Annotated in this window: 15 protein-coding genes, 1 tRNA gene and 1 pseudogene; 2 read left to right on the top strand and 15 right to left on the bottom strand. The window is 59.1% G+C overall.

The window, feature by feature from the left end; genetic code table 11:
- Positions 1–32: 32 nt before the first annotated feature.
- From AH68_RS01430 to AH68_RS01420, 3 genes and pseudogenes are all read right to left on the bottom strand, one after another.
- Positions 33–7,280, bottom strand: a pseudogene (locus AH68_RS01430) (fatty acid synthase subunit beta domain-containing protein); the annotation flags it as partial.
- A gap of 97 nt (positions 7,281–7,377) precedes the next feature.
- On the bottom strand, positions 7,378–9,060 hold the full coding sequence (locus AH68_RS01425; RefSeq protein WP_039196972.1) for an acyl-CoA carboxylase subunit beta: 1,683 nt from the start codon (positions 9,058–9,060) through the stop codon (positions 7,378–7,380).
- Complete coding sequence (locus AH68_RS01420; protein WP_039199669.1) at positions 9,060–10,955, bottom strand: ATP-binding protein; 1,896 nt, start codon at positions 10,953–10,955, stop codon at positions 9,060–9,062. The genes AH68_RS01425 and AH68_RS01420 overlap by 1 nt, the downstream gene beginning before the upstream one ends.
- Positions 10,956–11,196: 241 nt before the next feature.
- Here AH68_RS01420 and AH68_RS01415 point away from each other — a divergent pair, with 241 nt between their 5' ends.
- On the top strand, positions 11,197–11,778 hold the full coding sequence (locus tag AH68_RS01415; protein ID WP_039196970.1) for a biotin transporter BioY: 582 nt from the start codon (positions 11,197–11,199) through the stop codon (positions 11,776–11,778).
- A gap of 24 nt (positions 11,779–11,802) precedes the next feature.
- Here the strand turns inward: AH68_RS01415 and AH68_RS01410 are convergent, their stop codons facing one another.
- The gene (locus tag AH68_RS01410) at positions 11,803–12,714 is read right to left on the bottom strand and encodes a biotin--[acetyl-CoA-carboxylase] ligase (protein ID WP_081995846.1); all 912 of its coding nucleotides are present in this window, start codon (positions 12,712–12,714) and stop codon (positions 11,803–11,805) included.
- 64 nt (positions 12,715–12,778) lie between these two features.
- The gene (locus tag AH68_RS01405) at positions 12,779–14,878 is read right to left on the bottom strand and encodes a DUF6020 family protein (protein ID WP_039196966.1); all 2,100 of its coding nucleotides are present in this window, start codon (positions 14,876–14,878) and stop codon (positions 12,779–12,781) included.
- 85 nt (positions 14,879–14,963) lie between these two features.
- Between AH68_RS01405 and AH68_RS01400 the strand changes: the two genes are divergently transcribed.
- Positions 14,964–15,743: a PucR family transcriptional regulator gene (locus AH68_RS01400; protein WP_039196965.1), complete on the top strand. Its 780-nt coding sequence runs from the start codon at positions 14,964–14,966 to the stop codon at positions 15,741–15,743.
- 196 nt (positions 15,744–15,939) lie between these two features.
- On the opposite strand, the gene rplA is transcribed toward AH68_RS01400, so the two are convergent.
- The 10 genes from rplA to rplU all read right to left on the bottom strand — a co-directional run bounded on the left by rplA (position 15,940) and on the right by rplU (position 23,800).
- Complete coding sequence (gene rplA / locus AH68_RS01395) at positions 15,940–16,632, bottom strand: 50S ribosomal protein L1 (protein WP_039196963.1); 693 nt, start codon at positions 16,630–16,632, stop codon at positions 15,940–15,942.
- A gap of 14 nt (positions 16,633–16,646) precedes the next feature.
- A complete protein-coding gene (gene rplK / locus AH68_RS01390) occupies positions 16,647–17,078 on the bottom strand; it encodes a 50S ribosomal protein L11 (RefSeq protein WP_022245020.1) in 432 nt (143 codons plus the stop codon).
- A gap of 253 nt (positions 17,079–17,331) precedes the next feature.
- Complete coding sequence (nusG, locus tag AH68_RS01385) at positions 17,332–18,141, bottom strand: transcription termination/antitermination protein NusG (RefSeq protein WP_039196962.1); 810 nt, start codon at positions 18,139–18,141, stop codon at positions 17,332–17,334.
- A gap of 24 nt (positions 18,142–18,165) precedes the next feature.
- Complete coding sequence (gene secE, locus AH68_RS01380; protein WP_003836126.1) at positions 18,166–18,393, bottom strand: preprotein translocase subunit SecE; 228 nt, start codon at positions 18,391–18,393, stop codon at positions 18,166–18,168.
- Positions 18,394–18,426: 33 nt separating this feature from the next.
- Positions 18,427–18,502: transfer RNA gene (locus AH68_RS01375), tRNA-Trp, on the bottom strand.
- 226 nt (positions 18,503–18,728) lie between these two features.
- Entirely contained in the window at positions 18,729–19,952 is a 1,224-nt protein-coding gene (locus AH68_RS01370; protein WP_039196957.1) for a pyridoxal phosphate-dependent aminotransferase, read from the bottom strand.
- 146 nt (positions 19,953–20,098) lie between these two features.
- The gene (gene proB, locus AH68_RS01365; protein ID WP_039196955.1) at positions 20,099–21,232 is read right to left on the bottom strand and encodes a glutamate 5-kinase; all 1,134 of its coding nucleotides are present in this window, start codon (positions 21,230–21,232) and stop codon (positions 20,099–20,101) included.
- A gap of 80 nt (positions 21,233–21,312) precedes the next feature.
- Positions 21,313–23,004 (bottom strand): GTPase ObgE, encoded by a 1,692-nt coding sequence (gene obgE / locus AH68_RS01360; protein WP_039196950.1) that lies wholly within the window; start codon positions 23,002–23,004, stop codon positions 21,313–21,315.
- 196 nt (positions 23,005–23,200) lie between these two features.
- Entirely contained in the window at positions 23,201–23,452 is a 252-nt protein-coding gene (gene rpmA, locus AH68_RS01355) for a 50S ribosomal protein L27 (protein WP_003807757.1), read from the bottom strand.
- Between the two features lie 39 nt (positions 23,453–23,491).
- A complete protein-coding gene (gene rplU, locus AH68_RS01350; protein ID WP_003836136.1) occupies positions 23,492–23,800 on the bottom strand; it encodes a 50S ribosomal protein L21 in 309 nt (102 codons plus the stop codon).
- Positions 23,801–23,916 lie beyond the last annotated feature (116 nt).

Here is a 23,916-nt window from a genome sequence, read left to right as displayed (position 1 = left end):
TTCTTGGCATTCGCCGCTTCCGCTTGGGCCGCGTCTGCCATGGCTTCCGCACGCAGTGCCTTGATGTCGATCGGCTCGTTACCGAGTCCGCCGGTCAGATCCACGTCAAGCGGAGCCTTGGCTGCTTCGATACGGGATTCGCGGGTGGAAAGGTTCAGCAGTTCGACCGCGATTTCGGCGGTGGAGTAAGTCTTCAGACCGTGACGCTCCACCACTTCGACCAGCGGATCATTGCCGCCCATCAGGCCGGTGCCACGCACCCAGCCGATCTTCGGATGGGCGAAGGTCACACGGCTCGACCACACCTTTTCGGCGCGAGCACGGTTCACAATCGCATCGAATGCGCTCTTCACTTCGCCGTAAGCACCATCTCCGCCGAAAATACCGCGGTTCGGCGATCCCGGCAACACCACATGCAACTTATGCTGCACATCGGTGTCGGCACCGATCTTCGCAAGTCCGGCAATCGCACGCTCAACACCCCACAGCATGAGGCGAGCCTGAGATTCGAACAGTTCGCCGGAATCGGCGAGGCTGCCATGCACCGGCGGAGCCGCAAACGGGAAGAACAGACTCGGCTCGTAAGCAGGCTTGAGGATCGTGGTGGTCGCACCGGAAGTCTTCTTCTGCACATTGCCGACCCAAGCGACCAACGCGTCCACGTCACGGTAGCTCGACAGGTTCGCAGGAACCAACCACAGCTTGGCATCGCCCGCCGCATGCTCACGGTAGGTCTGCTTGGCCCATGCCTTCACGCTTGGCTTGAAGCTGTGCGAGGTGGCCACCACGGTAGCACCACCTGCAAGCAGGCCGTTGACCACCTGGGCTGCGATGGAGTTCGGAGCCACACCGGTCACCACTGCAATATCTCCAGCAAAACGGCTGTTTTCTGCCGATTCGGAAGCGTTTTCTCCTGCTTCGGCAGCGACACGATTGAACGCGACCTTCAGATCCGCATTGTCGCTCTTACCTGCATACCAAGCGGCTTCGTCGGCAATGGTCTTGCCAAGACCGATGAAGCTACCGTTCAACGCGGATTCATCGTTGTTGTAGTAGGCGCGCGCCAAGTCTTCACGTGCGGATGCCCAACGATCGTCGAACAGAATGGCCTTGCGCTCGTCGAAACGAGGTTCGACCTGCTTCGGCCAGTCAGCACCGAGTTCAGCTTCGACAGCAGCCACAACAGCCGCGTTCTCATCAGCAGTTTCTTCGGCAACCGGAGCGGCAACGCCCAGCTGGTTCAGCACGAACTTCGCCGTGGAGGCGAGCACGCCATCGGCACCGGTCACCTTGGCCGCGAACGCGTCCAAAGCGGCGGAATCAACCACTGCCCCACCAGCTGCGCTACCGGCGCTCGGCATGGCAACAGCAATGCCCTTGTCGGCGGCAACCTTCTGCACGGCCGCATCGATCAGCGCGTTGGCAGCGGCCGCATTGGAAGCGGCATCCGTGCTTAACGAGGCAAGATCACCGCCACGAGAGCTGGCCCCCTCACGGGTTTCAAGCACGAGCGCAGCCACCACATGGGAAGCCCACCCTTCGCCAAGCTGCCATGTATCGGTCACACGCTTGGTGATCTGGCCGAGCTTCACACCGGCGGCACCGAACATGCCACGCACACGGTCTCGCACGATATCAGACAGCACCGGACCAAACGCCTTGTAGTTCGGAGCGACCTTGTTGACCAAAGCGCTCAGCGCCTTGACCGTCGCTTCGGCAGCACCATCCACGGAAGCCACACCCAGTTCGGAACTGATGTCCATAAGCAACTGGTTACGGCGGGAAGACACGCCATTGGTCAGCGTATCGGTGGTATCGCTTTCACCGATCTGATCTGGGCGAACCTTAGCCGAATATGCCAGCAATGTGGCAATCGCATCGGATGCCTTGAATGCAATATCCGCAACGGCGGCACCCGACGGAGCATCTGCAGGAGCGGAAGCTGCAGCAACAGGAACTTCCGCAACAGCAGCAGGAGCCGCAGCCGGAACCACAGAAGCCGCAACTGCAGCAGAAGCAGCGGAAGCCGTAACTGCAGAATCGTCAGCTTCTTCTTCCGGAACCAACGAATCGGAATCAGTCATGTATACACGACCTTCATCACGACCAACGTTGTACACCGTCACATCGCGACCGGCGAACTGCGGCAGACGCAACGTCTTGGCACCAAGATTGGCGAGTGTCGGAGCATTGCCAAGACCAACCTCAACATACTCTTCCACACCAAGGCCACCCTGTTCGGCGGAACCGAACAGCAGAGCCTGCGTCTCAATCCAACGCACCGGAGAAGCGAACTGCCAAGACAGCAGTTCCGTAAGCAGCAATCGACCGAGCTTCTGATCATCAGCAGCATAGGAATCCCAAATCTGCGGATCATCCAAAGCGGCCTGAATGCGCTCGGACGGCACGACTTCGAGAATCTTGGCCGCGAATTCCTTCGTCATTTCGAACGGCTCAGCAACCAGGTTCGGAATGTAGCGTCCGACCAAACGGCCACGGTAATCGATGGTCTGTGGCAGGAGCGCGTCAAGCTTGTCGCGGAATTCCGGCACACCCTTGCGCAGCAACGTGGAATGGAACGGCACATCGATGCCCGGCACCAGCATGAATGCCGGTTTGCCGCCATATTCGGCCACTCGACGGTCGGAATCGGCCTTCAGCGCCTTCAAACCGGCAATGGTGCCTGCCACTGCGTACTGTTGTCCAGCCAAGTTGTAGTTCACAATCTGCAGGAACTCGCCGGAAGCCTTCGATACGGATTCGACGTACTCGCGCACGCCGTCATCGCCCACACCGAACTGGTTCGGGCGCAACGCACCCATACGGTAGTTGGAACGGCCCTTCGCATCGCGCGGAATGAGGTGATGCATGGTGGAGCCGCGGTGGAACACGAGTTCAATCACGGTTTCCAGCGGAATCACGCCGGCGAAGGAGCTCAAAGCGTTGTATTCGCCCAGCGAGTGACCTGCGAAATATGCCGGCCAAATGTCGGCTCCAGCTTCGCGCAGACGTGCGGTCTGGGCGAATGCCACGGTGGCGAGCGCCACCTGTGTGAACTGGGTGAGGTTGAGCAGGCCTTCCGGATGGCGGTAGGTCACGCCGTTGGCGGTCAATTCCTTCGGATTGTCACGCACGACGGTAAGGATCGAGAATCCAAGCTTCTCGCGGGTCACCTTGTCGGCACGTTCCCACACGTCTCGCGCGGCCGGGGACTTGGCACGTTCGTCGAGCACCATGCCCTGCTGCTGAATGCCCTGGCCCGGGTATACGAAGGCGGATTTCGGCGCACGTACGATGGCGGTGCCACGAGACACGATGTTGCCGTTGATACGGCTGGTCACTTCGAGCACCATGCCGGAGTGTGCCACGCGTCCGACGCGTTCGATGGAGATTTCCACTTCATCGTCGAGCTGCACCATGCCGTACATGTTGTAGGTCCAGCCTGCGATTTCGTAGTGCGCACCCTTGCCATCAAGCGCCTGCACCGCGTATTGCGCGGTTGCGGAGAGCCACATGCCGTGCACGAGCGGTGCCGCAAGTCCAGAAACAGCGGCGCCACGATGCGAGGTGTGGATCGGGTTGAAATCGCCGGAAGTACGGGCGAAGGCGGTCATCTCGTGCGGAGCGGTCACCTTGACGCGGCGCAGCAGTCGGCGCGGAGTGCTTTCGATTTCCGCGTCGATTCCGCCATAGTCCGGCGCTTCCGGCGGCAATGCGTCGGAGTATGCGCGACCACGGATGGCGAAACGCTCGGTTTCGTTGGCAAGCACGGTACCGTCTTGCGTGCTGTGGGTGACGTGGATGGTCACCACACGGCCGGATGCCGATTCGAAGTAGTCTTCGGCCCAGCTGGTCAGCGCAATCTGTTCGCCGATATGCTTGAGCAGTTCGTCTTCACTGACTTCCAGTTCGATGAGGTGGTCGAGATGCACTGCGTTGAGCAGGCCTTCGATTACCGGGAAGCCGTTGACGTACACGGATCCGAGGGCCGCGTAGATGGCGGGCCATGCCGGTCCGACGAGCGCGTCCGGCGCGATGCGAGACGGCACCAGGTTACTTGGCAGCGCGCCGCCGGTGGCTGCTTCGTGGTCGAAGCCGAGGTTGGCGGACAGCGTGTAGCTGGTATGCGCCTGGCCGAACGGATAGGAGGCTTTGTCTGCCACCTGTTCAATAACGGGCATGGCGGTGAGCTTGTCGCCAGTGATGGCGGTGTTGCCGATGCCCGCGGTGTCGGCAAGCATGCGGTACACGTGTTCCGGCAGGCGGTCACGATCAACCACCGGGAAGAGTCCGGACTCGTTGCCGTCCACGTTCAGCGGAATGACGATGTCACGTACGGCGTGCTTGGACTTGCCACCGTCCGGATCGTTGTCCCAGTAGGTATCGAGATGGATGTCGAGATCGTACTTTTCGACGTTTCCTTCGCTGGAAATCTTGCGGATTTCGTAGTTGGCGTCACCGTTGCTGGTGCCGTATGCCGGGTTTGCCATGAGATGGCCCACCCACGAAATGTTCGGGGATTTGCGAATGAATTCTTCTGCGGAAGATGCTGCGCCGAGCTGGGCGAACGCGGTTTTGTCTGCGCTTGGCGATTCTGCGGAAACACGCTTGACCATGGCCGCTTCGAAACGGCCAAGAATGTCGGCGACCGGTTCGTCAACGGTGGTGATGCCCGCAACGGAGATCGGACCAGGAATAATACGCACGGAATCGGCGGAGTAACGGGAGTCTTCGGACTGCCACAGCTGATCCTGACCCCACCAACGCAGCAGGTCGTTGTCGATGACCGGCACGAACGGCATTGGCTTCGGATATTCACGCACGAGCACCGGGAACCAAGCTTCATCCATCGGGGTGACGGTCAGTTCATCAGCTTGCGGATAGACTTCGGCAAGCTTGGCGATGGCCGCATGCGGATCGGATTCCACATCGGCACGGGATGCGAACAGCGATGCGAATTCGCCGCTTTCCTGCGTGGTGACACGGGCTTCAATACGCTGCAGCAAGTGCAGGAAACGATCGGCATAGGTTTCATCTGCCCACGGGAAAGCGAGATCGGCGAAACGCTGCGCCCATGCGAGATAGGTCATGGCCTTCAGGTCACCGAAATACGGCTTTGCGGTGGCGTTCAACGCTTCAATGATTTCCTCACGGCGGCTTTCCAGCTCTTCCGGATGCTTCATCACACGCACCAGCAGGCGTCCGCAACGCGCGGAAGAGTTTTCCAGCTCGTAAATATCGGCATGCAGGTGGCTCAGGCCGGAGGTGACTCCACCCTTGGCTTGGCCGCTCGGCACCCACTGTTCGCCCAGCGGAGCGAATGGATCGGCGTCTGCTCCCTTGGCGGGAATGCCTGGGGTGTTGACGAGCATCTGCTTGACTTCAGGACTGGTGTGCGCTTCTTTGGCGGTCATCACGGCGGTGCCGACGAGCACGCCGTCCACCGGCATGAGCGGGCGACCGTATTCGGCGGACCATTCGCCGGTGATGTAGTCGGCGCCACGTTCCGGCGTACCGATACCACCGCCGACCACGAGCACCAGATTGGCCTGTTCACGCACTTCGGCATAGGTGCTCAGCAGCAGATCATCCAACGATTCCCACGAATGGTGTCCGCCTGCGGAACCACCCTCAACTTCGATGAGCACCTTGACCGGAGCGACGGCCTTGGCGATACGCACCACCTGGCGAATCTGGTCGACGGTGCCCGGCTTGAAGCTCACGTACGGGAATCCGTCGGCGTTGAGATTGTGAATGAGTTCCACTGCTTCGTCGAATTCCGGAATGCCCGCGGACACGACCACGCCGTCGATCGGGGTGCCGCTGGCACGCTTCTTCGGTACGATACGCTGGGATCCGAACTGCAGATTCCACAGGTAGCGGTCCATGAACATCGCGTTGAATTCAACGGTACGGCCTTCTTCAAGCTCTTCTTCCAGCTTGGCGACATGACGGTCGAACACGCTGGCGGTCACCTGGCCGCCGCCTGCAAGTTCCGCCCAGTAACCGGCGTTGGCGGCCGCTGCCACGATTTCCGGTTCCACGGTGGTCGGGGTCATGCCGGCGAGCAGTACCGGAGCCTTGCCGGTCAGTTCGGTGAATGCGGTGCGTACCTTGTCTCCGGCGGAGGTATGGATGATGCTTGGTGCGAAGCGGGTCCAGTTCTGGGTGCGCTCCGGCAGGGTTTCCAGCGTGGAGAGTTCGCCGCGGTCAGCCACGGTGGAGGCTTCCACCACGCCGACGCCGGTTCCTTGGGCAACGGTGGAGAACAGTTTGCCAACGGTGGTTCCCGGGCCAAAGTCCAACACCCACAGGGCGCTCGGATCGGTGGATTTCATGAGCGCACGCACGCGGGCGGCCCAATCCACATGGTTGAGCAGCACTTCGGCGGCGAGCTCGCGAGCGTGGTCGGCGTTGATTCCGCAGGATTCCGCCCATGAAACAGCCTGTGAAACAGCCTCGGCCATAAGCGGGCTGTGGAACGGCAGGGTCACGTCAAGGTATTCGAGCACCGGTTCGAACACGCGACCGCCACGCACCTTCTCTTCGCGCAGCTTGGCCTGGTGCTTGTGCTCCTTGGCCACTTCCACGCCGAACGCGGCCAAGTCCTCCGGGTAGCCGGAGAGCACATAATGCGTGGCGGAATTGGTGACGGCCACGGCGATCGGGCCGCGGGCGCCGGAAACACGCTTGATCAGCGCATCCACCTGGGCGCGGGTGATGTCCTTGACAGACAGCATCGGCGTGGCTTCGCCGTGACGTGCGGCAAGACCAAGCTGACGCGCCTGACGGGTGCCGGCAACGCCGATCAGCGTGGCAATCGCAAGAATTTCATCGATTTGCGCGGAAGCCGCCTCAATGGAACCCGCTTCGACAATCGACTGCACCATGTGCACGGCGAGCACGCCTTGGGAGTGACCAAGCACGGCAACCGGCTTGGCAACGGCGGGATTGTAGCCGAGGGAAGCAGCGTCAAGTAGCGCACCCAACTGGGCGAGAGCAATGCCCGGAACGCTGGCGGAAGCCGCTGCGGCAGCGCCGAGTCGTGCCGGATTCGGTTCGAATCCAAACAGGTCGACCGGGCGGCCGGTGGTGGCGAGCAGGTCGGCTGACACCGGGTACAGCAGTGCCTGGGCTGCGTCGGCATGGGCGTGCAGCGCTTCGTCGAGCACCGGATTGGCGCTTTGGTCGGCGAGCGCCACCGGCCATGGAGTGGATTGTCCGGCGAAGGCGAGCGCGTGCGGCTCACCGTTCAGTCGATCAAGAAAAAAAGTGTTCATGATGTTCCTTACTTGTTTCAAAAATCTTGCGATGTGTTCTTGCGATGGATTCTTGCGTTTACGTTTGCTTACGATTCATCCGCGCACTTTGCACCCGTCACAACGGCTGGTTGCCATGGTGTTTGGTGGTTTTGCGCACGCGCTTCTTGCTGGAGAGCAGTTTGAGCGATTCGATGATGGTCTCGCGCGTTTGCTCAGGGTCGATCATGGCGTCGATTTCACCCATTTCCAGCGAAAGATTCGCGTTGACGGTGGTGCGTTCGTAGTCGGCCACGTATTTGGCTCGGAGCGCTTCGACGTCTTTGCCTGCGTCTTTGGCTTTCTGCAGGTCTTTGCGGTGGATGATGTTCACCGCTCCGGCTGCGCCGAGCACTGCGATTTGGCTGGATGGCCAAGCGTAGTTGAGGTCGGCTCCAATGGCTTTGGATCCCATCACGATGTAGGCACCGCCGAAGGCTTTTCGCAGGATCACGGTGACCAGTGGCACTTGCGCGTTGGCGTAGGCGTAGATCACTTTCGCACCGCGGCGAATGATGCCCGCATGTTCCTGTTCGGCGCCAGGCTTGTATCCGGGGGTGTCCACCAAGGTGACGACCGGCAGGTTGAACGCGTCGCACAAACGCACGAATCGTGCCACTTTTTCGGAGGAATCCACGTCGAGGATGCCCGCATTGACGTTCGGCTGGTTTGCCACAATGCTGACCGGATGCCCGTTCACGCAGGCGAATCCCACCACTGCGGAGCTTGCGAACAGTTCGTGCACCTGCACGAATTCACCGTAGTCCACAATGCAGCGGATCACGTCGAGCACGTCGTATGGCTGGCGGTCGTTGTCGGGCACGATGGTGGCGAGTCGTTTGGCCACGTCACGGTCGGAGCGGGTTGCGGCGTACGCGTAGGTGGGCGGCTGCAGGTCGGAGTTAGACGGCAGGTAGGCGAGCACGGTTCGCGCGTAGTCGATCGCGTCGGCTTCGTCTTCGCCCAAATAGTGAGCCACGCCGGAGGTGGCGTTGTGCACATAGCCGCCACCGAGATCGTCCATGCTGATCACTTCGCCGGTGGCCGCTTTGACCACGTCAGGGCCGGTGACGAACATGTTGGAGTTCTCGCGGGTCATGATGATCAGGTCGGTCAGTGCCGGGCAGTACACGGCTCCGCCTGCGCAAGGGCCGAGAATCAGCGAAAGCTGTGGCACGAAACCGCTGGCATCGCAGGTTTTGCGGAACAGATGCCCGTATTGCGTCAGTGCGGCCACGCCTTCCTGGATGCGGGCACCACCCGAATCGATGAGCGCGATGATCGGCACTTTCAAATCGAGCGCCTTGTCCATCAATCGGCAGATCTTGCGGCCTTCCGCGACTCCCAAAGTGCCGCCGCGCACGGAGAAATCCTGCGCATAGACGGCGACTTTGCGCCCGAATACTTCGCCGAAACCGGTGATGACCGCCGCTCCCGCACGACCACCGTTGATGTCGCCGCCGCAGAATCGTCCGATTTCCTCAAAAGAACCGGTGTCGAGCAGCAGGTCGAGACGTTCGCGTGCCGTCAGCTTGCCTTTGACGTGCTGGCGATTGCGTGCATGGTCTTCCGCCTCGTGCGCGAGTTGTGCCGCTCGCAGTACGGATGCGCGGATTGGCTGGGATGCGCCCGGCACGTCGGTTGCGGAGGCGGTTGCGGCCGCAGAGACGGCTTCAGCTGCGTTTTTGCCGAGTCGTTCCTGCTGTTCCATCACGATTTTCACGGCTTCTTTAACGGCCGGGCTTGCGATGATATCGGTCATCACTTACCCCCTTCTGCAGTGTTGCCAGCAGCGGTTCCGTCAGTTTGCTTTCCGTTACCGCTCGCTCCGGTCACATCGATGGTCATCAACGTTTCACCGGCTTCCACGCCTGCCGCGGGCCCCACGAAAATCTTGGTGACGGTGCCCTTGACCGGCGCGTACACGTAGTTTTCCATCTTCATGGATTCAAGTACGACAAGCAGGTCGCTCTTGGCCACCTGCTGGCCTTCGGCCACGTTGATGCGTGTTACGACGGCCTGCATCGGGCTTGCGATCACGCCGGATTGGCCGTCGTTGCTTTGCTGTTTCTTCTGCGCATGATGCAGTCCCTGCCCGCGCAGAGGCTGAATGGCGCGTTTCGCGTCGCGTGCTTTGGCACCGCCTGTCAGGTTGGCGACGATGTCGTTTGGCACGGTCAGCGACACTCTGCGATTGTTGACTTCGATGACGAAGGTTTCGCTGGATTCCTTCTTATCGACGTCAAGAGAGTCCGTCGTGCCAGACACGGATGCCGGCTGCCCTCCTTGGGACGATGCAGCTTCTTTGTTAAGGTACTTACGTTCCAGCCATTTGGTGCTGACATCGTATGCGACACCGTGCTCGGCGGTGAATTCGTCGTCATTGAAAATCTGTTCGAACAGGCTTGCCGGAGTTGGCACGCCTTCCACTTTCAGTTCGCTCAATGCTCGGCGCACACGTGCCACGGCCGCGGCGCGGTCGGATGCGGTGACCACGAGTTTGCCCATCATCGAATCGAATTTAGGCGAGATGGTGTCGCCTTCGACCACGCCGGAATCCACGCGGATGCCCGGTCCGGACGGCCAACGCAGCGAAGTCAGCGTGCCGGAGCTTGGCGCAAGGTTCTTTGCCGGATCCTCGCAGGTCAGACGCAGTTCGAAACTGTGTCCACGAAGCGGATGGTTCACGGTCAATTCCCCACCGTTGGCGATGGTCAGCTGCTCGCGCACCAGGTCGAGTCCGCAGACCTCCTCGCTGACGGTATGCTCCACCTGCAGGCGCGGATTGACTTCCAGGAAGTACACTTTGCCTTGTTCGGTCACCATGAATTCGCAGGTGCCAAGGCCTTCGTAATCGACCGCTTCGAACAGTCGGCGGGAGTAGGTTTCCAGCTGGTCGGTCACATCGGAGGGAAGGAACGGTGCAGGAGCCTCTTCAACAAGCTTCTGATTGCGGCGCTGCACGGAGCAGTCGCGCGTGGAATACACGGTGAAGTTGCCATGCGAGTCGCGTCCGCACTGCGTTTCGACGTGACGCCCCTTGTCGATGAACCGTTCCACGAAGTACTCGTTCAGATCGCCGCCCTGCAGAGCGTCATGATTCATGTAGAAGCCGCGCAGCTCATCATCATTATGCACCAGCGTGATGCCACGGCCGCCACCGCCATCGGTGCGCTTGAGCATCAGCGGATAACCGTGCGTATGCGCGAAATCAAGCAGCAATCGCATGTCGGAAATCGACTGGGAAATACCGGGAACCGGCGGAACTTTCGCAAACGTCGCCACACGACGTGCGGTGATCTTATCTCCCAAATCCACGAGGGCTTCCGGATTGGGACCAACCCAAGCCGCGCCCGCGTCAATCACTTTCTGTGCAAATGAAGCGACTTCGGAAAGGAATCCATAGCCCGGATGCACCGCGTCGGCACCGCTGCGCTGCAGAATGTCGATCAGCAGATCCTCGTTGAGATATGTGTCTTTGTATGTGTCTCCGGAAAGCAGATATGCGTCATCAGCCATCTGCACATATTGCGCATGGCGATCCTGTTCCGCATACACCGCAACCGTGGGAATCCCCATCTCACGTGCGGTGCGCACTACGCGAAGAGCGATTTCACCGCGATTCGCCACCAGAAGTTTGTTGACATTTTTAGGCATAACGTCAAGTTTGGCCGAACGAACGAAAAATCGGGAACTCGTTTCCCACAAAAGACACGCGATCTTTTTGTAAGGCTCCACAAACGTTACCGAAACTTAGCCAGCCTACGATTGGGGGCATAAGTTGACAAACCATGCATTTTCGTCACTTTTGCGATTGCCGTCATTTCGGCCGTCACCAATCGTCGATTCATCAACAGTAATGCAATCAAACTCAAGGAGAATTATCGTGCGTAACGCAATGCTGACGCTCAAAACCACACTGAAAACCGCTACCAGCGGCACTCTTGGATCCGTACTTAAGCCCGCGCTGTTCGCCGTGCTCATGTGGGCGGCTTCCGCGGCCGGCGCCGTACCGATTCCGGGCACGCCCGTGCCGATCACCTTGCAGACGTTTGTGGTGATGCTGGCCGCGCTGATGCTGCCGTGGAAGCAGGCCGGTGCCGCGATGCTCATGTATCTGGCGGCAGGCGCGGTCGGCCTGCCGGTGTTCGCAGGCGGCGCTTCCACCATGGCATTGGTCGGCCCGAGCGCCGGCTTCCTGATCGGCTTCCTGCCGGCGGCCGTCGTCACTTCGCTGCTCAAGGGCGAGGCCCGCACCGATTCGCTGAAGCACGGTGCGCTGACCGCCGCACGTTATCTGTTCGCCTGCGTCGCCGGCTGCATTGTGCTTGACTATCTGCTTGGCTTCATCGTGCAGTCCGCCATTACCGGCGTTGCGCTGCCGATCGTCGCGATGGCTTCCATGGGATTCATTGCCGGCGACGCGGTCAAGGCCGTTGTCGCTTCCGCCGTGGTCGCAGGTCTTGCCAAGCTGAAGTGAGTGGAACTCGTTACGAACGTTTCCTCACTTGCTGAGCACGCCCACATCAGCCGTGCTCACCCGACGCAACACGCCTTCCTGATCCTCAATGGTCAGGGAGGCGTCGTCGTTTAAAGCGACGGCCTTGCCCCGCAGGGTGGTTCCGTCCACAAAATGCGCTTCGCAAGATTTGCCAAGCGTCCAACAGATCGGAATCATGGCCTCTCTGGCGCGCACGGCCTCACGATGGGGATCCTCCTCGAAATCGGCCAACCGCGAGCGCAATCCTTGCACCCAACGTGCGGCGATCGCATCACGCATAACGGCAGCATCCGGCAGATTATGCACAATCAACTGCAATGACATGGCCATGTCTATCGGCAATCGTTCCTGCGCGATGGCAAGATTCAAACCGACGCCGATCACAATGGCGACGCGATCTCCGCAACCCGTAATCGGCACCATTTCAGCGAGAACGCCACCGAGCTTCCGTCCGTCCACGAAAATATCGTTCGGCCATTTCAACGAAATACCTCCGATATTCTCGTCAAAACCGCCGCCGCAATCGCGTACCGCACCAACAATCGCATCGCGCACTTCGCAACCGGCGATCATTTGCAGCCAACCGCTGACGGATAAATCGCGCATAATCGAAACAGGAACGCTTACCACCAGCGACACGATGAACGACTCCCCCGGAACGCTCGTCCACGTATGGTCGAGACGCCCGCGACCTGCCGTCTGCTCATTCGCCGCAATGGCCACGATTTCATGCCCGCTCCACGCAGACTTCCCCGCATTCACGCCATTCGCGCCGTGCGTACCGAACAGCACTCCCTCGCGCACCAAATCCGCGGCATACGTATTCGTGGATCCCACGGTGTCGAGCAGCAGCACCTGATCCGCCGCAGCACAAGTACGCGGCATAATCATTGCCGAATCCAAAATCGCCATCATTACTCCCTATCTACTATGGTATGTTCGACGCAACGCAACAGCCAGCACAACAATCGCGCAGACGCTATTCGTCCTGCAGCACTTGGCTGGCCTCATGCTCGCTGGCCACGTTCGCATTGGCCGCCAGCCGCGCATTACGCGACTCGCGCCAGAATTGCAGGCATACGAAACCGAACACGAACGCGACCGGCAGCATATGCCGTTCGAAATTGTTGGCCGGAGCGGTAATCATCACGCCCATGAGCAGCAGCAAGGGCAGATGCCACGACAGCGAACGCCACCGTCGCAGCACCACTTCGGCAGCGCCGACCAGTAGCATTAACGTTACGTACAGATTGCCGTGCGTCACCCAGCCGATCACGGGAATATTGCCCCATCCTTTGGCGAAACCGGCCACCGCATCGCGCCAATCGTGGTTGTACAAGTGTATCCACTTATTGCCACTCTGCACGTAATCGTTGTCCACGTAGTAGTCCATCGACACGTACGGTAAGTCGGCCACGTCGAAATAGCCGAAACACTCCGCGAAAAACGCGTCGAGTGCGATCACGGGATTCGCGACGACGATTTCAAGCCATGCCTTGTTGAAGTTCTTCATGTCGTCTTCGGTGACGGTACGCCACTTGTAGCTGACTTTTTTCGATTGGATACCGGAGGATTTCACCGGGTCGGCGTCCTGCCAGGAGTATGCTTCGGCCATTTGGTCGAGGTTGAAGACGGGTTCGAGCTTTTTCGCTGCGTCCGCCGGAATGCCGTTTGGATTGTATTTGGCAACGCGCGCAATCTGCTGCAGTTGGATGCCCCGGCTTTCGATCGGGTCGCCACCGATGATGGCACCCGTGTTGGTGAGGAATACGATGCCGCCATGAATGAGGATGATCGGCAGCAGCAGTGCCACAAGATAGGTTTTCCAACGTTTTCGATCGTTGATGAGCGCCAGGATCAGGGCGAAGAGAATGATGTACCACGCGTATTTCGCACTGATGAGCATCACACAGCTCGAGATGGTGAGTGCCATTATCGAGCGTTTGCGCAGACGAGTCGGCTTGCCGTTGATGGTGGACAGCGCTTTGATGTGCGTCATATGCAGTTCGTACCACACGCCGAACCACCATACGAATGCGAAAGCGAACAGCGGCGATTTCGTCAGGGAAATCGTGGCGAACACCGCAAGCGGGCACACCATGAAGAACAGAAGTATCACGAATCGGGTTTTCGCACCGGCCCGCAGTCTGGAGGGGCGTGCCACGACGCCCGCTTCGGGATGCGTGTAATCGCGCATATTCCAGCAATCGTGGCGTTCCGGGTGCGAGAAGTCGAATGCGCCGACGCCGAGCCTGCGCCACGGCAGGTTGAAGAATCGGTTGGCGGTCGCCGAACAGCAGAATGCGGCGAACAGCCATTGCAATGCGGCAAGCACCACAATGCCCGCATCGTTGGAGTCGGTGAAATAGCGGGAAACCGCCGCCACCGCGCCGTAGAACACGGTGAGCACAACGTTATGCTGATCGGTCAGGTACGTGGGATTATCCGGCCACATATAATGCGCGGTCGGGTAGATATCCATGGGTACGAACGAGAAGAAGCCGATATACGGCTGCTTCAGACCCATCCACTGGTTCAACGCCCAGCTGAATTCGCGGATTTGCGAACGTATGTCGGCGCCGAATGCGGCCAATAGCGTGGTCGGCACCCACAGCCAGCCGATCACGAACACCAGCATGAGTTTCCACCAGCAGTCGGTGCAACGGGTCAGTTTGCGCCCAAGCCATACGATCATCGCATGGAGGGCACGCCCTGGACGACTGTGCGCAGCGTCATGCAGGTGTCGCAACATAATGCCAAGCACAGTGGTTGGCGTTCCCGCAATCTCGTCGCATAGTCTTTCATACCGACGTACGAAATATCGCGGAAGCACGCGACGGCCGTGTCCGAATCTGACCAGCGCGATGACAATCGAAAAACATATTGCGAAAGCGACCGCCAAATACAGCACGTTCAGCCAGCCAAAATCGGAAAGTCCGCCATCGAACCAATATAACGGCCCGATGGCGCAACACCATGCCACCCACAGGCACGCCAGCACGGCCAGCGTCCAGCTGAGGAATATGCCGACCTTTTCGCCACGCTTTCCGGTTTTTTTGACTTCGCTCATAAGCGGCATAATAGCGGCACTCCCCGAATGAGCCTCACCTTGTTGTCGCCGCCCGTTCAGCGATTCGTTGGATAGACGGCTACACTTGACGCTTATGAACTCCGATCAGACAGACATTCTCGACCTTCTGGCAGGGCACACCGACGACTCGACCATCGAACGGCTCGCTTTTGAATGCCTGATGACGAATCTTACGGATGATCGCGTCGCCTCGTTGATGAACGTGCTCGGATGGCGTGGAAATTTCGATTGCTTCGCGATTGGCGGCACACCGAAGGTAAGTCCCGCCTCGGCTTCGCTGGTCGCGCGCAATGCTGTGCGTGATTTGGGTGGGGAGCATGCGGTCGTCGGCACGTACGGCAGTTTTCTACTGGTGTTGGTCTGCCAGATGGGGGCCGCCACCGCCGAAGTGACGTGCACGTCTGTCATGTCCGCGTTCAGTGAGGATGAGCCGGTGTATTTGAGCCCGGTACGTTCCGGCGTCGTCGGTGCCTCGCATGTGTTGCGTGAAACCTTGTTCTCGCTGCAGGCAGCTCCCGCTTTGGCCTCGCCGTCACGCCCGTTGCGCGCCGACGAATTGCTGCCTGAAAGGGCGCTTTTGGGCGATGACTACGCTCGTGAGGAGCTGTATCAGAACGTGTATCGGGTGCTTCATGGCGACAATCCCGACGATCCGACATTTGTGACGGTTTCCACGTTTTTAAGGAACGGCAGTTCATTGGAGAACACCGCGAAGGATTTGAACGTACATCCGAATACGGTGCGTTATCGTTTGAAGCGTGCCGCGGAAACGACCGGTTGGGATGCGACCGATCCGCGCGACGCATACGTGTTGACGACCGCGCTTGCAATTGGCCGTATGCGCGATCGTTGAAATCACTTCTCTGTTTTAATATCTATCTGATATCTGGTTTCATTGAGATCCTTTGATATTCAGACGATTGCAGGATCATTATTTATTGAATGAGATAGATAATCGCAAGATATATACGAAAAGACCCGCATCTCGCGTTGGGGCAGGATGCGGGTCTTTTGCAAGCTATATAGAAGCTATTTGCAAGCTATATTGCTCAGGCGATGACCGTCGGATCAACCGGGACGCCCGGGTTCATCGTGGAGGTGATGGTCGCCTTGGTGACGTAGCGACCCTTCACGGTGGACGGCTTCAGACGCTTGATTTCGTCGGCAACAGCCTTGAAGTTCTCGTCGAGAGCCTGCTCGGTGAAGGAGAGCTTGCCGATGAGGAAGCTCAGGTTGCCGTTCTTGTCAACGCGGAAGTCGACCTTGCCGCCCTTGATGTCCTTGATGGCCTTGGTGACGTCCATGGTCACGGTGCCGGTCTTCGGGTTCGGCATGAGGCCACGCGGACCGAGCACGCGACCGAGGCGGCCGACCTTGCCCATCATGTCCGGAGTAGCCACCACGGAATCGAAGTCAAGGAAGCCGTTGGCGACCTTCTGCACGAGATCGTCGTCACCGACGATGTCGGCGCCAGCCTCGAGAGCCTCGGTGGCCTTCGGGCCACGGGCGAACACGAGGACCTTGGCGGTCTTACCGGTGCCGTTCGGCAGGTTGACGGAACCGCGGACCAGCTGGTCGGCCTTGCGCGGATCCACGTTCAGGCGCAGCACGGCCTCAACGGTCTGATCGAACTTGTACTCCGGCATGCTCTTGACGAGAGCGATGGCTTCGTTAGCGGTGTAAAGATTGTTGCGATCGATCTTCTCAGAAGCTTCGCGGTACTTCTTGGAACGCTTTACCATTTGTCCCTCTCCTCTCAGTCGGTAACCGTGATACCCATCGAGCGGGCGGTGCCCTCGATGATCTTCATGCCGGCTTCGACGTCGCGTGCGGACAGATCAGCCATCTTGATTTCGGCGATCTCACGGACCTGAGCCTTGGTGACGGAGCCGACCTTGTGGGTCAGCGGGTTTTCGGTACCCTTCTGGATGCCCGCGGCCTTCTTCAGCAGAGCTGCCGCCGGCGGGGTCTTCAGAATGAAAGTGAAGGAACGATCTTCGAAAACGGTGATCTCAACAGGGATGACCTGGCCCATCTTGTCCTGCGTGGCAGCGTTGTACTGCTTGCAGAAGTCCATGATGTTCACGCCATGGGAACCCAGTGCCGGGCCCAGCGGCGGGGCCGGGTTGGCCTTGCCAGCCTGAATCTGGAGCTTGAGAAGCGCCGAGACTTTCTTCTTAGGAGCCATTGTATGGTTCTTCTTTCTGTAGAAGCGGTGGTAGCGGCACCGGAGTAGGTCTCCCGCGTCCGGTTCCTTCCGCAACGTATATTGCTGTGCTGTGCTAGCGGATTCCGTACCCTCATTCAGGCACGCCAAACCCTCCAGACACAAGCTTTCCCATTGTGCCCACTCCCCCAGACAAAAAAGACCCCGCACCATGCGGGGTCTTTCAAAATCCTTATTGCTTACTGAATTTAATAATGCGTGCGACTATTAAATTTCAGGACAGTTTTTCTACCTGGTTGAAGCCCAACTCCACTGGCGTGTCGCGACCGAAGATGGACACGAGCACCGTGAGCTTCTGGGTGGTAGGCTCAACGTCGGAGACGACAGCTGCCATGGTGGTGAACGGACCGTCGGTGACGGTGACCTGATCGCCAACGGCGTAGGAGACTTCAAGGACGCGCTTCTTGTTGGCGGCCGGCTTGTCGCCAGCCTTCTTGAGCGCTTCGGAGGCGATCATTGGAGCCATCATGGAAACGACTTCCTTGCGGCTCAGCGGCGCCGGTTCCTTGGTCGGGCCAACGAAGCCGGTGACACCTTCGGTTTCACGAACGATACGACGGGCGTTCTCATCCGGAAGCATGCGAATCAGCACGTAGCCGGGAACACGCACGCGGGTGATGACCTTCTTGCCCTTTTCAGTGTGCTTTTCGACCTCTTCCATCGGCACTTCAATCTGGAAGATCTTGTCTTCCATGCCGAAGCTCGCCACACGGGATTCAACGTTGGTCTTCACACGCTTCTCGTAGCCGGAGTAGGTGTGCAGCACATACCATTTGCCTTCGAGGGTGCGCAGGCTGTTGGAGAAGTCTTCGACGGCCTTGGCGCCGGCATCCTGTTCGTCGTCTTTCTCGCCCTCTTCGGACTCATCGGAAGCGACTTCGGCAGTCGGCTCTGCCTCAACGGTCTCATCGGCGGTTTCCTGAACGCTTTCGCCTTCGGCCGGCAGCGCCTCAACGGCGGCCACGGCCTCGAGATCAGCTTCAGGAGCCTCGTCGAGGTTGTCGGAAAACACTTCGTCAGTCATGCAGTTTCACCTTCAAGTTGTTGCTCAGCCGAAGATCCACAGGGTCAGCTTGCCCAGACCGTAGTCCATGCCGGTGACCAGTGCCATCAGGAACAGCACGAAAATGAACACGGCGAGCGCCCAGAAGAACAGCTCTTTGCTGGTTGGGGTTACGACCTTGCGGAGTTCGTCGATAATCTGTTTGATGAACAAGCCAATTCGCATGAAGATGTTCGGCTTAACGGCCTTTTCGCTATTTTTTGCCTTCGCCATAATAATCCTCCGCTGAGCTTGTTGCAAGAAGCTTGGCAGGGAAGGCGGGACTCGAACCCACAACCTACGGTTTTGGAGACCGTTGCGCTACCAATTGCGCCACTTCCCTAGGTGTACTCTGCCGTTTCTACTTGCTGGCGAGGATTTTATGCGAAAAACCACGCAAGAAGTAAGCGGCAAAACCGCCAAGTCGAAATAATAGCGGGTATTTGCGACTTAGTCCAACCGTTTTTTAAAGAAACCTCTCAAAACCGCTATTTTCCAACGAAAAAAAGATTCGCACCCGGCATGTCACCGTGGTGCGAATCGTACGAAAAGCTTCAGTCAGGTCAGTATCAGGCTTCGACCCACTGCTTCATGCGTTTCATGCCCTCGACCAGATCGTCGTCGGCAAGCGCATACGAGAATCGCAGGTAGCCGGGAGCACCGAACGCTTCACCTGGAACGGCCGCTACATGGCCTTCGTCAAGCAATGCCGCAGCCAGCTCGGACGTGCTCGCATAGGAGGTCTTGCTTGCGCCGAGCGGCTTGTTCAGCAGGGCGCTCACATCGGCGAACGCATAGAATGCACCGGTCGGCGTCGGGCAGTTCACACCCTCAATATCGTTCAACGCGGCGACGATGGTCTGACGGCGCTTGTCGAAAGCCTCGCGCATCTCGTACACTGCATCGAGCGAGCCGGACACGGCCGCGATTGCGGCGCGTTGGGAGATATTGTTCACGTTGGACGTCATATGCCCCTGCAGCTTGGACGCGGCCTTGGCCACGTCGAGAGGAGCGATCATCCAGCCGACACGCCAGCCGGGCATGGCATACGTTTTGGCCACGCCGTTGAGTACCAGCAGCTGACCACGCACTTCGGGCACTGCAGCGCCGACATACGTGGTTTTTGCGCCATCGTAGTTGAGATGCTCGTAGATTTCGTCGGAAATCACCCACACATGATGTTCCACCGCCCATTCACCGATCGCCTTGACGGTTTCCGGCTTCCATACGGCACCCGTCGGATTGTTCGGCGTGTTCACGATGATGGCTTTCGTACGTTCGGTACGCGCTTTTTCGAGATCTTCAAGACTTGGTTCGAAATTGCGGTCGGCACCAGCGAACACTTCGACAGGCACGCCTCCGGCCAGTTTCACCGCTTCCGGATAGCTCGTCCAATACGGCGTCGGAATGATGACTTCGTCGCCTTCGTCAAGCAGGATTTGAAATGCCGAGTACACGGCCTGCTTGCCACCGTTGGTTACGATAACCTGGTTCGGATCGACTTCGTAACCGGAATCGCGCAACGTTTTTTCTGCGATTGCCTTGCGTAGTTCCGGCAAACCTGCCGTTGGGGTGTAACGATAGTTCTTCGGATCCTGCACCGCTTCGGCCGCAGCTGCGACAATCGGAGCCGGAGTCGGGAAGTTCGGCTCGCCCGCGCCAAATCCAATGACGTCGATTCCTTCAGCCTTCATCGCTTTCGCTTTGGAATCAACGGCCAGAGTAGCGCTCGGAGCCACGCGGTTAATACGTTCGGAAAGAGTCTGCCAATCAGCCATAGTCATGCTTGCCATGCTAACCCTCCCGCCCGAAAAACAACAACCTTCTGGCAGAATTTGGTTGATTTTTCTGTTTCCTTTTCGTTCCTTTGTCTGGTGTCCGGTAGGGACTGGCAGAAGTCGGCATGCGACACGCTCCGGACACCTGCCGATAAATATTTCTACACCAAAACGAGATTGTCGCGGTGGACTAGGGGGTGTGCGTATTCTTCGCCGAGGAAACGCTTGAGCTGGGCGGTATTACGGCCGAGCATTTGCGGAATCTCTTCGGAGTCGAATCCTACTAGGCCTTTTGCGAGATGCTCTCCCATTTCGTTGTCGATCCACACCGCGTCTCCGGCGGCGAAATCGCCCTTCACTTCGAGCACTCCGGCTGCGAGCAGACTGGCCGCTCCCCCACGCACCGCGTTGGATGCGCCCGCGTCGGCCACCAGAGTACCTTGCGGGTGGGCCGCGAAGCCAATCCATAGGCGGCGCGAAGAGCCACGGTCGTTGATTGGTGCGAATGCGGTGCCGACCGGGTCTCCCATCATGGCCGGGCCTGCGTTCGACGCGCAGGTGAGCACTGCGGGAATGCCGGAAACTGCCGCCACGCGGGCTGCTTCCATTTTGGTGACCATGCCGCCGGTGCCCACATTTGATCCCGTGCCGCCGACCTGCACGTTGGCGAGCGCGTCTTCCACGTTCGGCACGTAGCTGATGCGTTTCGATCCGGGTTCGCTTGGGGGTGCCGTGTAGAGCGCATCCACGTCGGTGAGGAGTACGAGGGCGTCGGCGACAACGATGTTGGCGATCAATGCGGAGAGGCGGTCGTTGTCTCCGAATCGGATTTCATTGGATGCGAGCGAGTCGTTTTCGTTGATGATTGGCACCGCGCCCAGGTCGAGCAGTCTTTCGAGAGTGCGTCGCACGTTGCGGTATTGCTGTGGCGCGATGGTGTCGGATACGGTGATGAGGATCTGCCCGACGCGTAGTCCGTAGTGTGCGAAAGCGTTCTCGTATTGTGCCATGAGCAGGCCTTGGCCTACGGCCGCGCATGCCTGCTGGTCAGCCACGTCGGTTGGTCGCGCGTCGAAGCCAAGGGAACCGAATCCGGCTGCGATGGCGCCGGAGGAGACGAGCACCACACGCCCGCCCATGAGTCGTACGCGTGCGATGGCCGCCACAAGCGCGTTGAGCCGTTCCGGATCGAGGTGGCCGCTTGGCTTGGTCAGCGAGCTGGATCCCACTTTCACCACGATGGTTTGCGCTTCGGCGATGGCTCGGCGCACTTGGGCTTGCGATGGCGTGTTCATGGTTCCTCCAGGCGTTCGAATGGCCGAAAAGAAAACCCGCCGACATGCCAATCGGCACATCAGCGGGCGTATTGCTGCTTCTATTGTTCCACGTTTTCGGATTCGGTGGTTTCGCCGCGTCCGAAGAAGCTGGTTTCGTCATGTCGGTCGTCGTCCACGGAAGGATCGGCCCAGTGTCCGGCCTTGCGTTCGGCCATCATGGCTTCGCGCACGGCTTGGCGTGCATCCATCATTTCGTGGTACTGGCGACGGCGTTCCGCGTTGGTGCGGCGCTGCGAACGACCGTCCTGTTCCTGCAGTCGCAGGTCGACGCCTCGTGCGCCAAGCTGGGCACCGTCGAGCATTTCCGCGCCCGCAGCAATGGTCGGATCCCAATCGAATTCCACGGCTCGCGCACCCTTGCCGATGCGTACTTCATCACCCGGCTTGGCGCCCTTGTTGCGCAGTTCGTCTTCAACACCGAGCTTGGCGAGGCGGTCTGCCAGGTAGCCGACCGCTTCGTCGTTGTCGAAGTTGGTTTGCATGACCCAACGTTCCGGCTTGGTGCCAAGCACTTCATACCAGACGTCGCCGTTGCCGGCTTCCTTGCGTTCCACGGTGAAGTCAAGCGCGGTGCCGCCTTCGTCGTTGCGACGGCGACGATTGCGAGGCTCTTCAAGCGGCTTGATAACCACACGCGCTTCTTCTTCGGCCTGTTCGCGTTTGGCGACTTCCTTGCGCATGTCGGCGACCATGGCTGCCAACGCCCAGTTGAGTTCTTTCAAACCTTCATGGGATGCGGTGGAGATGACATACACGTTGAGGCCGAGTTTTTCGAATTCCGGTTTGACGAATTCGGCCAATTCCTTGGCTTCCGGCATATCGACCTTGTTGAGGATGATGATGCGGGGGCGTTCGGGGATTGGGATCGCGCCCAATGGCAGTTCCAGCTTGTCTGCATATTCGGCCAGCTCGTGTTCGAGCGCCTTGTAGTCGCTCATCGGATCACGGTCGGGTTCCAGCGTGGCACAGTCGATTACGTGGGCGATGATTTCGGTGCGTTCGATGTGGCGCAGGAATTCAAGGCCGAGGCCTTTGCCTTGCGAGGCTCCCGGAATCAAGCCTGGCACGTCGGCGATGGTGTAACGCATGTCTCCTGCCATGACCACGCCAAGATTCGGCACGAGCGTGGTGAACGGGTAGTCGGCGATTTTCGGCTTGGCGGAGCTCATGGCTGCGATCAGGCTGGATTTGCCTGCGGACGGGAAGCCCACCAATGCCACGTCGGCGATGGATTTGAGTTCGAGGATGACATCGCGTTCCTCACCTGGCTCGCCAAGCAATGCGAAGCCCGGGGCTCGACGTGTGCGGTTGGCCAGTGCGGCGTTGCCAAGACCACCATTGCCGCCTGCGGCCACGACGAACTTGTCGCCGGCGTGGCGAAGATCGGCGAGCTGTTCGCCCGGATGCTTGGGCTTGCCTTGCGGCCCTTTGGCTTCGAAAATCACGGTGCCCACGGGAACGGGCAGAATCAGATCGGCGCCTTTGGAACCGTCTTTGGTGTCGCCCAAGCCCATGGTGCCGCTTCCAGCCTCACGGTGGGGCATGAAACGGTAGTCGAGCAGGCTGTTGGCGTTCTGGTCGGCCAAGAAGATCACGGAACCACCGTCACCGCCGTTGCCGCCATTCGGGCCTGCCAGCGGCTTGTATTTTTCCCTACGGATGCCGGCGGAACCGTTGCCGCCGTCTCCGCCCTTCACATGGACGGTCACGCGATCGACGAAATCACTCATGTATCTACCTTAATCGTTTGTTCGAAACGGTCCGATTTATTGTCCGTTCGCAAGTCTGCATGCATGTTCTGCATGCAACGTTACGTGACGTTTGGGACGGACTGGAGGAAAACAATCCTCAGCGATCATAAAAATAAAGAAAAGCCGCGTCCACAACGGGCGCGGCTTTATCTTATAAGCGTTGATTGCGCGTATTTCAGGCGGCGATCACGTCGACGACCTTGCGGTCGCGACGAACGCCGAACTTCACGCTGCCGTCCTTGAGGGCGAACAGGGTGTGGTCCTTGCCCATGCCGACGTTCTCACCCGGGTGGAACTTGGTGCCACGCTGACGAACGATGATGTTGCCGGCCACGACGGCTTCGCCGCCGAACTTCTTCACACCGAGGTATTGCGCGTTTGAATCGCGACCGTTGCGCGAGCTGGACGCGCCCTTCTTATGTGCCATGTCTGTTCCTTTCGGTCCTTGACTCTAACCCTGCGCCAATCAGGCGATAGCCGTGATCTTGACAGCGGTCAGCTGCTGGCGATGGCCCTTGCGACGAGCAACGCCGGTCTTGTTCTTATACTTCATGATGCTGATCTTCGGACCCTTGGCCTCATCGTTGACAACCTCAGCCTTGACGCTGACGTTGGCGAGATCCTTGGCACCGAGGACAACCTTGGAGCCGTCCACAACGAGAGCAACCGGGAATTCCACGGTTTCGCCCTTCTTAGCCTCGAGACGGTTGACGTAGATGACGTCACCGACCTCAACCTTTTCCTGATGGCCGCCGGCCTTCACAATCGCGTACATATCCGTTCCTTTATTAACTTGGAAAGCTTACTGCCCGGCACGTTCGAGCCTCGCGGCCAGACACCAGCAATCTAATCTACACATACCCGCGTACAACCGCAAGTCTGTTTCCGGCG

The organism is Bifidobacterium catenulatum PV20-2, from assembly GCF_000800455.1.
GTDB classification, from domain to species: domain Bacteria; phylum Actinomycetota; class Actinomycetes; order Actinomycetales; family Bifidobacteriaceae; genus Bifidobacterium; species Bifidobacterium kashiwanohense_A.
Note: the sequence above shows the minus strand (reverse complement) of the source record. Positions and strands in the feature narration are given on the sequence as shown.

Bases quoted from the DNA above. Each gene is read 5' to 3' on its own strand.
- AH68_RS01425 (WP_039196972.1), bottom strand. From the start codon at position 9,060: ATGACCGATATCATCGCAAGCCCGGCCGTTAAAGAAGCCGTGAAAATC.
- AH68_RS01420 (WP_039199669.1), bottom strand. From the start codon at position 10,955: ATGCCTAAAAATGTCAACAAACTTCTGGTGGCGAATCGCGGTGAAATC.
- AH68_RS01415 (WP_039196970.1), top strand. From the start codon at position 11,197: ATGCTGACGCTCAAAACCACACTGAAAACCGCTACCAGCGGCACTCTT.
- AH68_RS01410 (WP_081995846.1), bottom strand. From the start codon at position 12,714: ATGATGGCGATTTTGGATTCGGCAATGATTATGCCGCGTACTTGTGCT.
- AH68_RS01405 (WP_039196966.1), bottom strand. From the start codon at position 14,878: ATGCCGCTTATGAGCGAAGTCAAAAAAACCGGAAAGCGTGGCGAAAAG.
- AH68_RS01400 (WP_039196965.1), top strand. From the start codon at position 14,964: ATGAACTCCGATCAGACAGACATTCTCGACCTTCTGGCAGGGCACACC.
- rplA (WP_039196963.1), bottom strand. From the start codon at position 16,632: ATGGTAAAGCGTTCCAAGAAGTACCGCGAAGCTTCTGAGAAGATCGAT.
- rplK (WP_022245020.1), bottom strand. From the start codon at position 17,078: ATGGCTCCTAAGAAGAAAGTCTCGGCGCTTCTCAAGCTCCAGATTCAG.
- nusG (WP_039196962.1), bottom strand. From the start codon at position 18,141: ATGACTGACGAAGTGTTTTCCGACAACCTCGACGAGGCTCCTGAAGCT.
- secE (WP_003836126.1), bottom strand. From the start codon at position 18,393: ATGGCGAAGGCAAAAAATAGCGAAAAGGCCGTTAAGCCGAACATCTTC.
- AH68_RS01370 (WP_039196957.1), bottom strand. From the start codon at position 19,952: ATGGCAAGCATGACTATGGCTGATTGGCAGACTCTTTCCGAACGTATT.
- proB (WP_039196955.1), bottom strand. From the start codon at position 21,232: ATGAACACGCCATCGCAAGCCCAAGTGCGCCGAGCCATCGCCGAAGCG.
- obgE (WP_039196950.1), bottom strand. From the start codon at position 23,004: ATGAGTGATTTCGTCGATCGCGTGACCGTCCATGTGAAGGGCGGAGAC.
- rpmA (WP_003807757.1), bottom strand. From the start codon at position 23,452: ATGGCACATAAGAAGGGCGCGTCCAGCTCGCGCAACGGTCGCGATTCA.
- rplU (WP_003836136.1), bottom strand. From the start codon at position 23,800: ATGTACGCGATTGTGAAGGCCGGCGGCCATCAGGAAAAGGTTGAGGTC.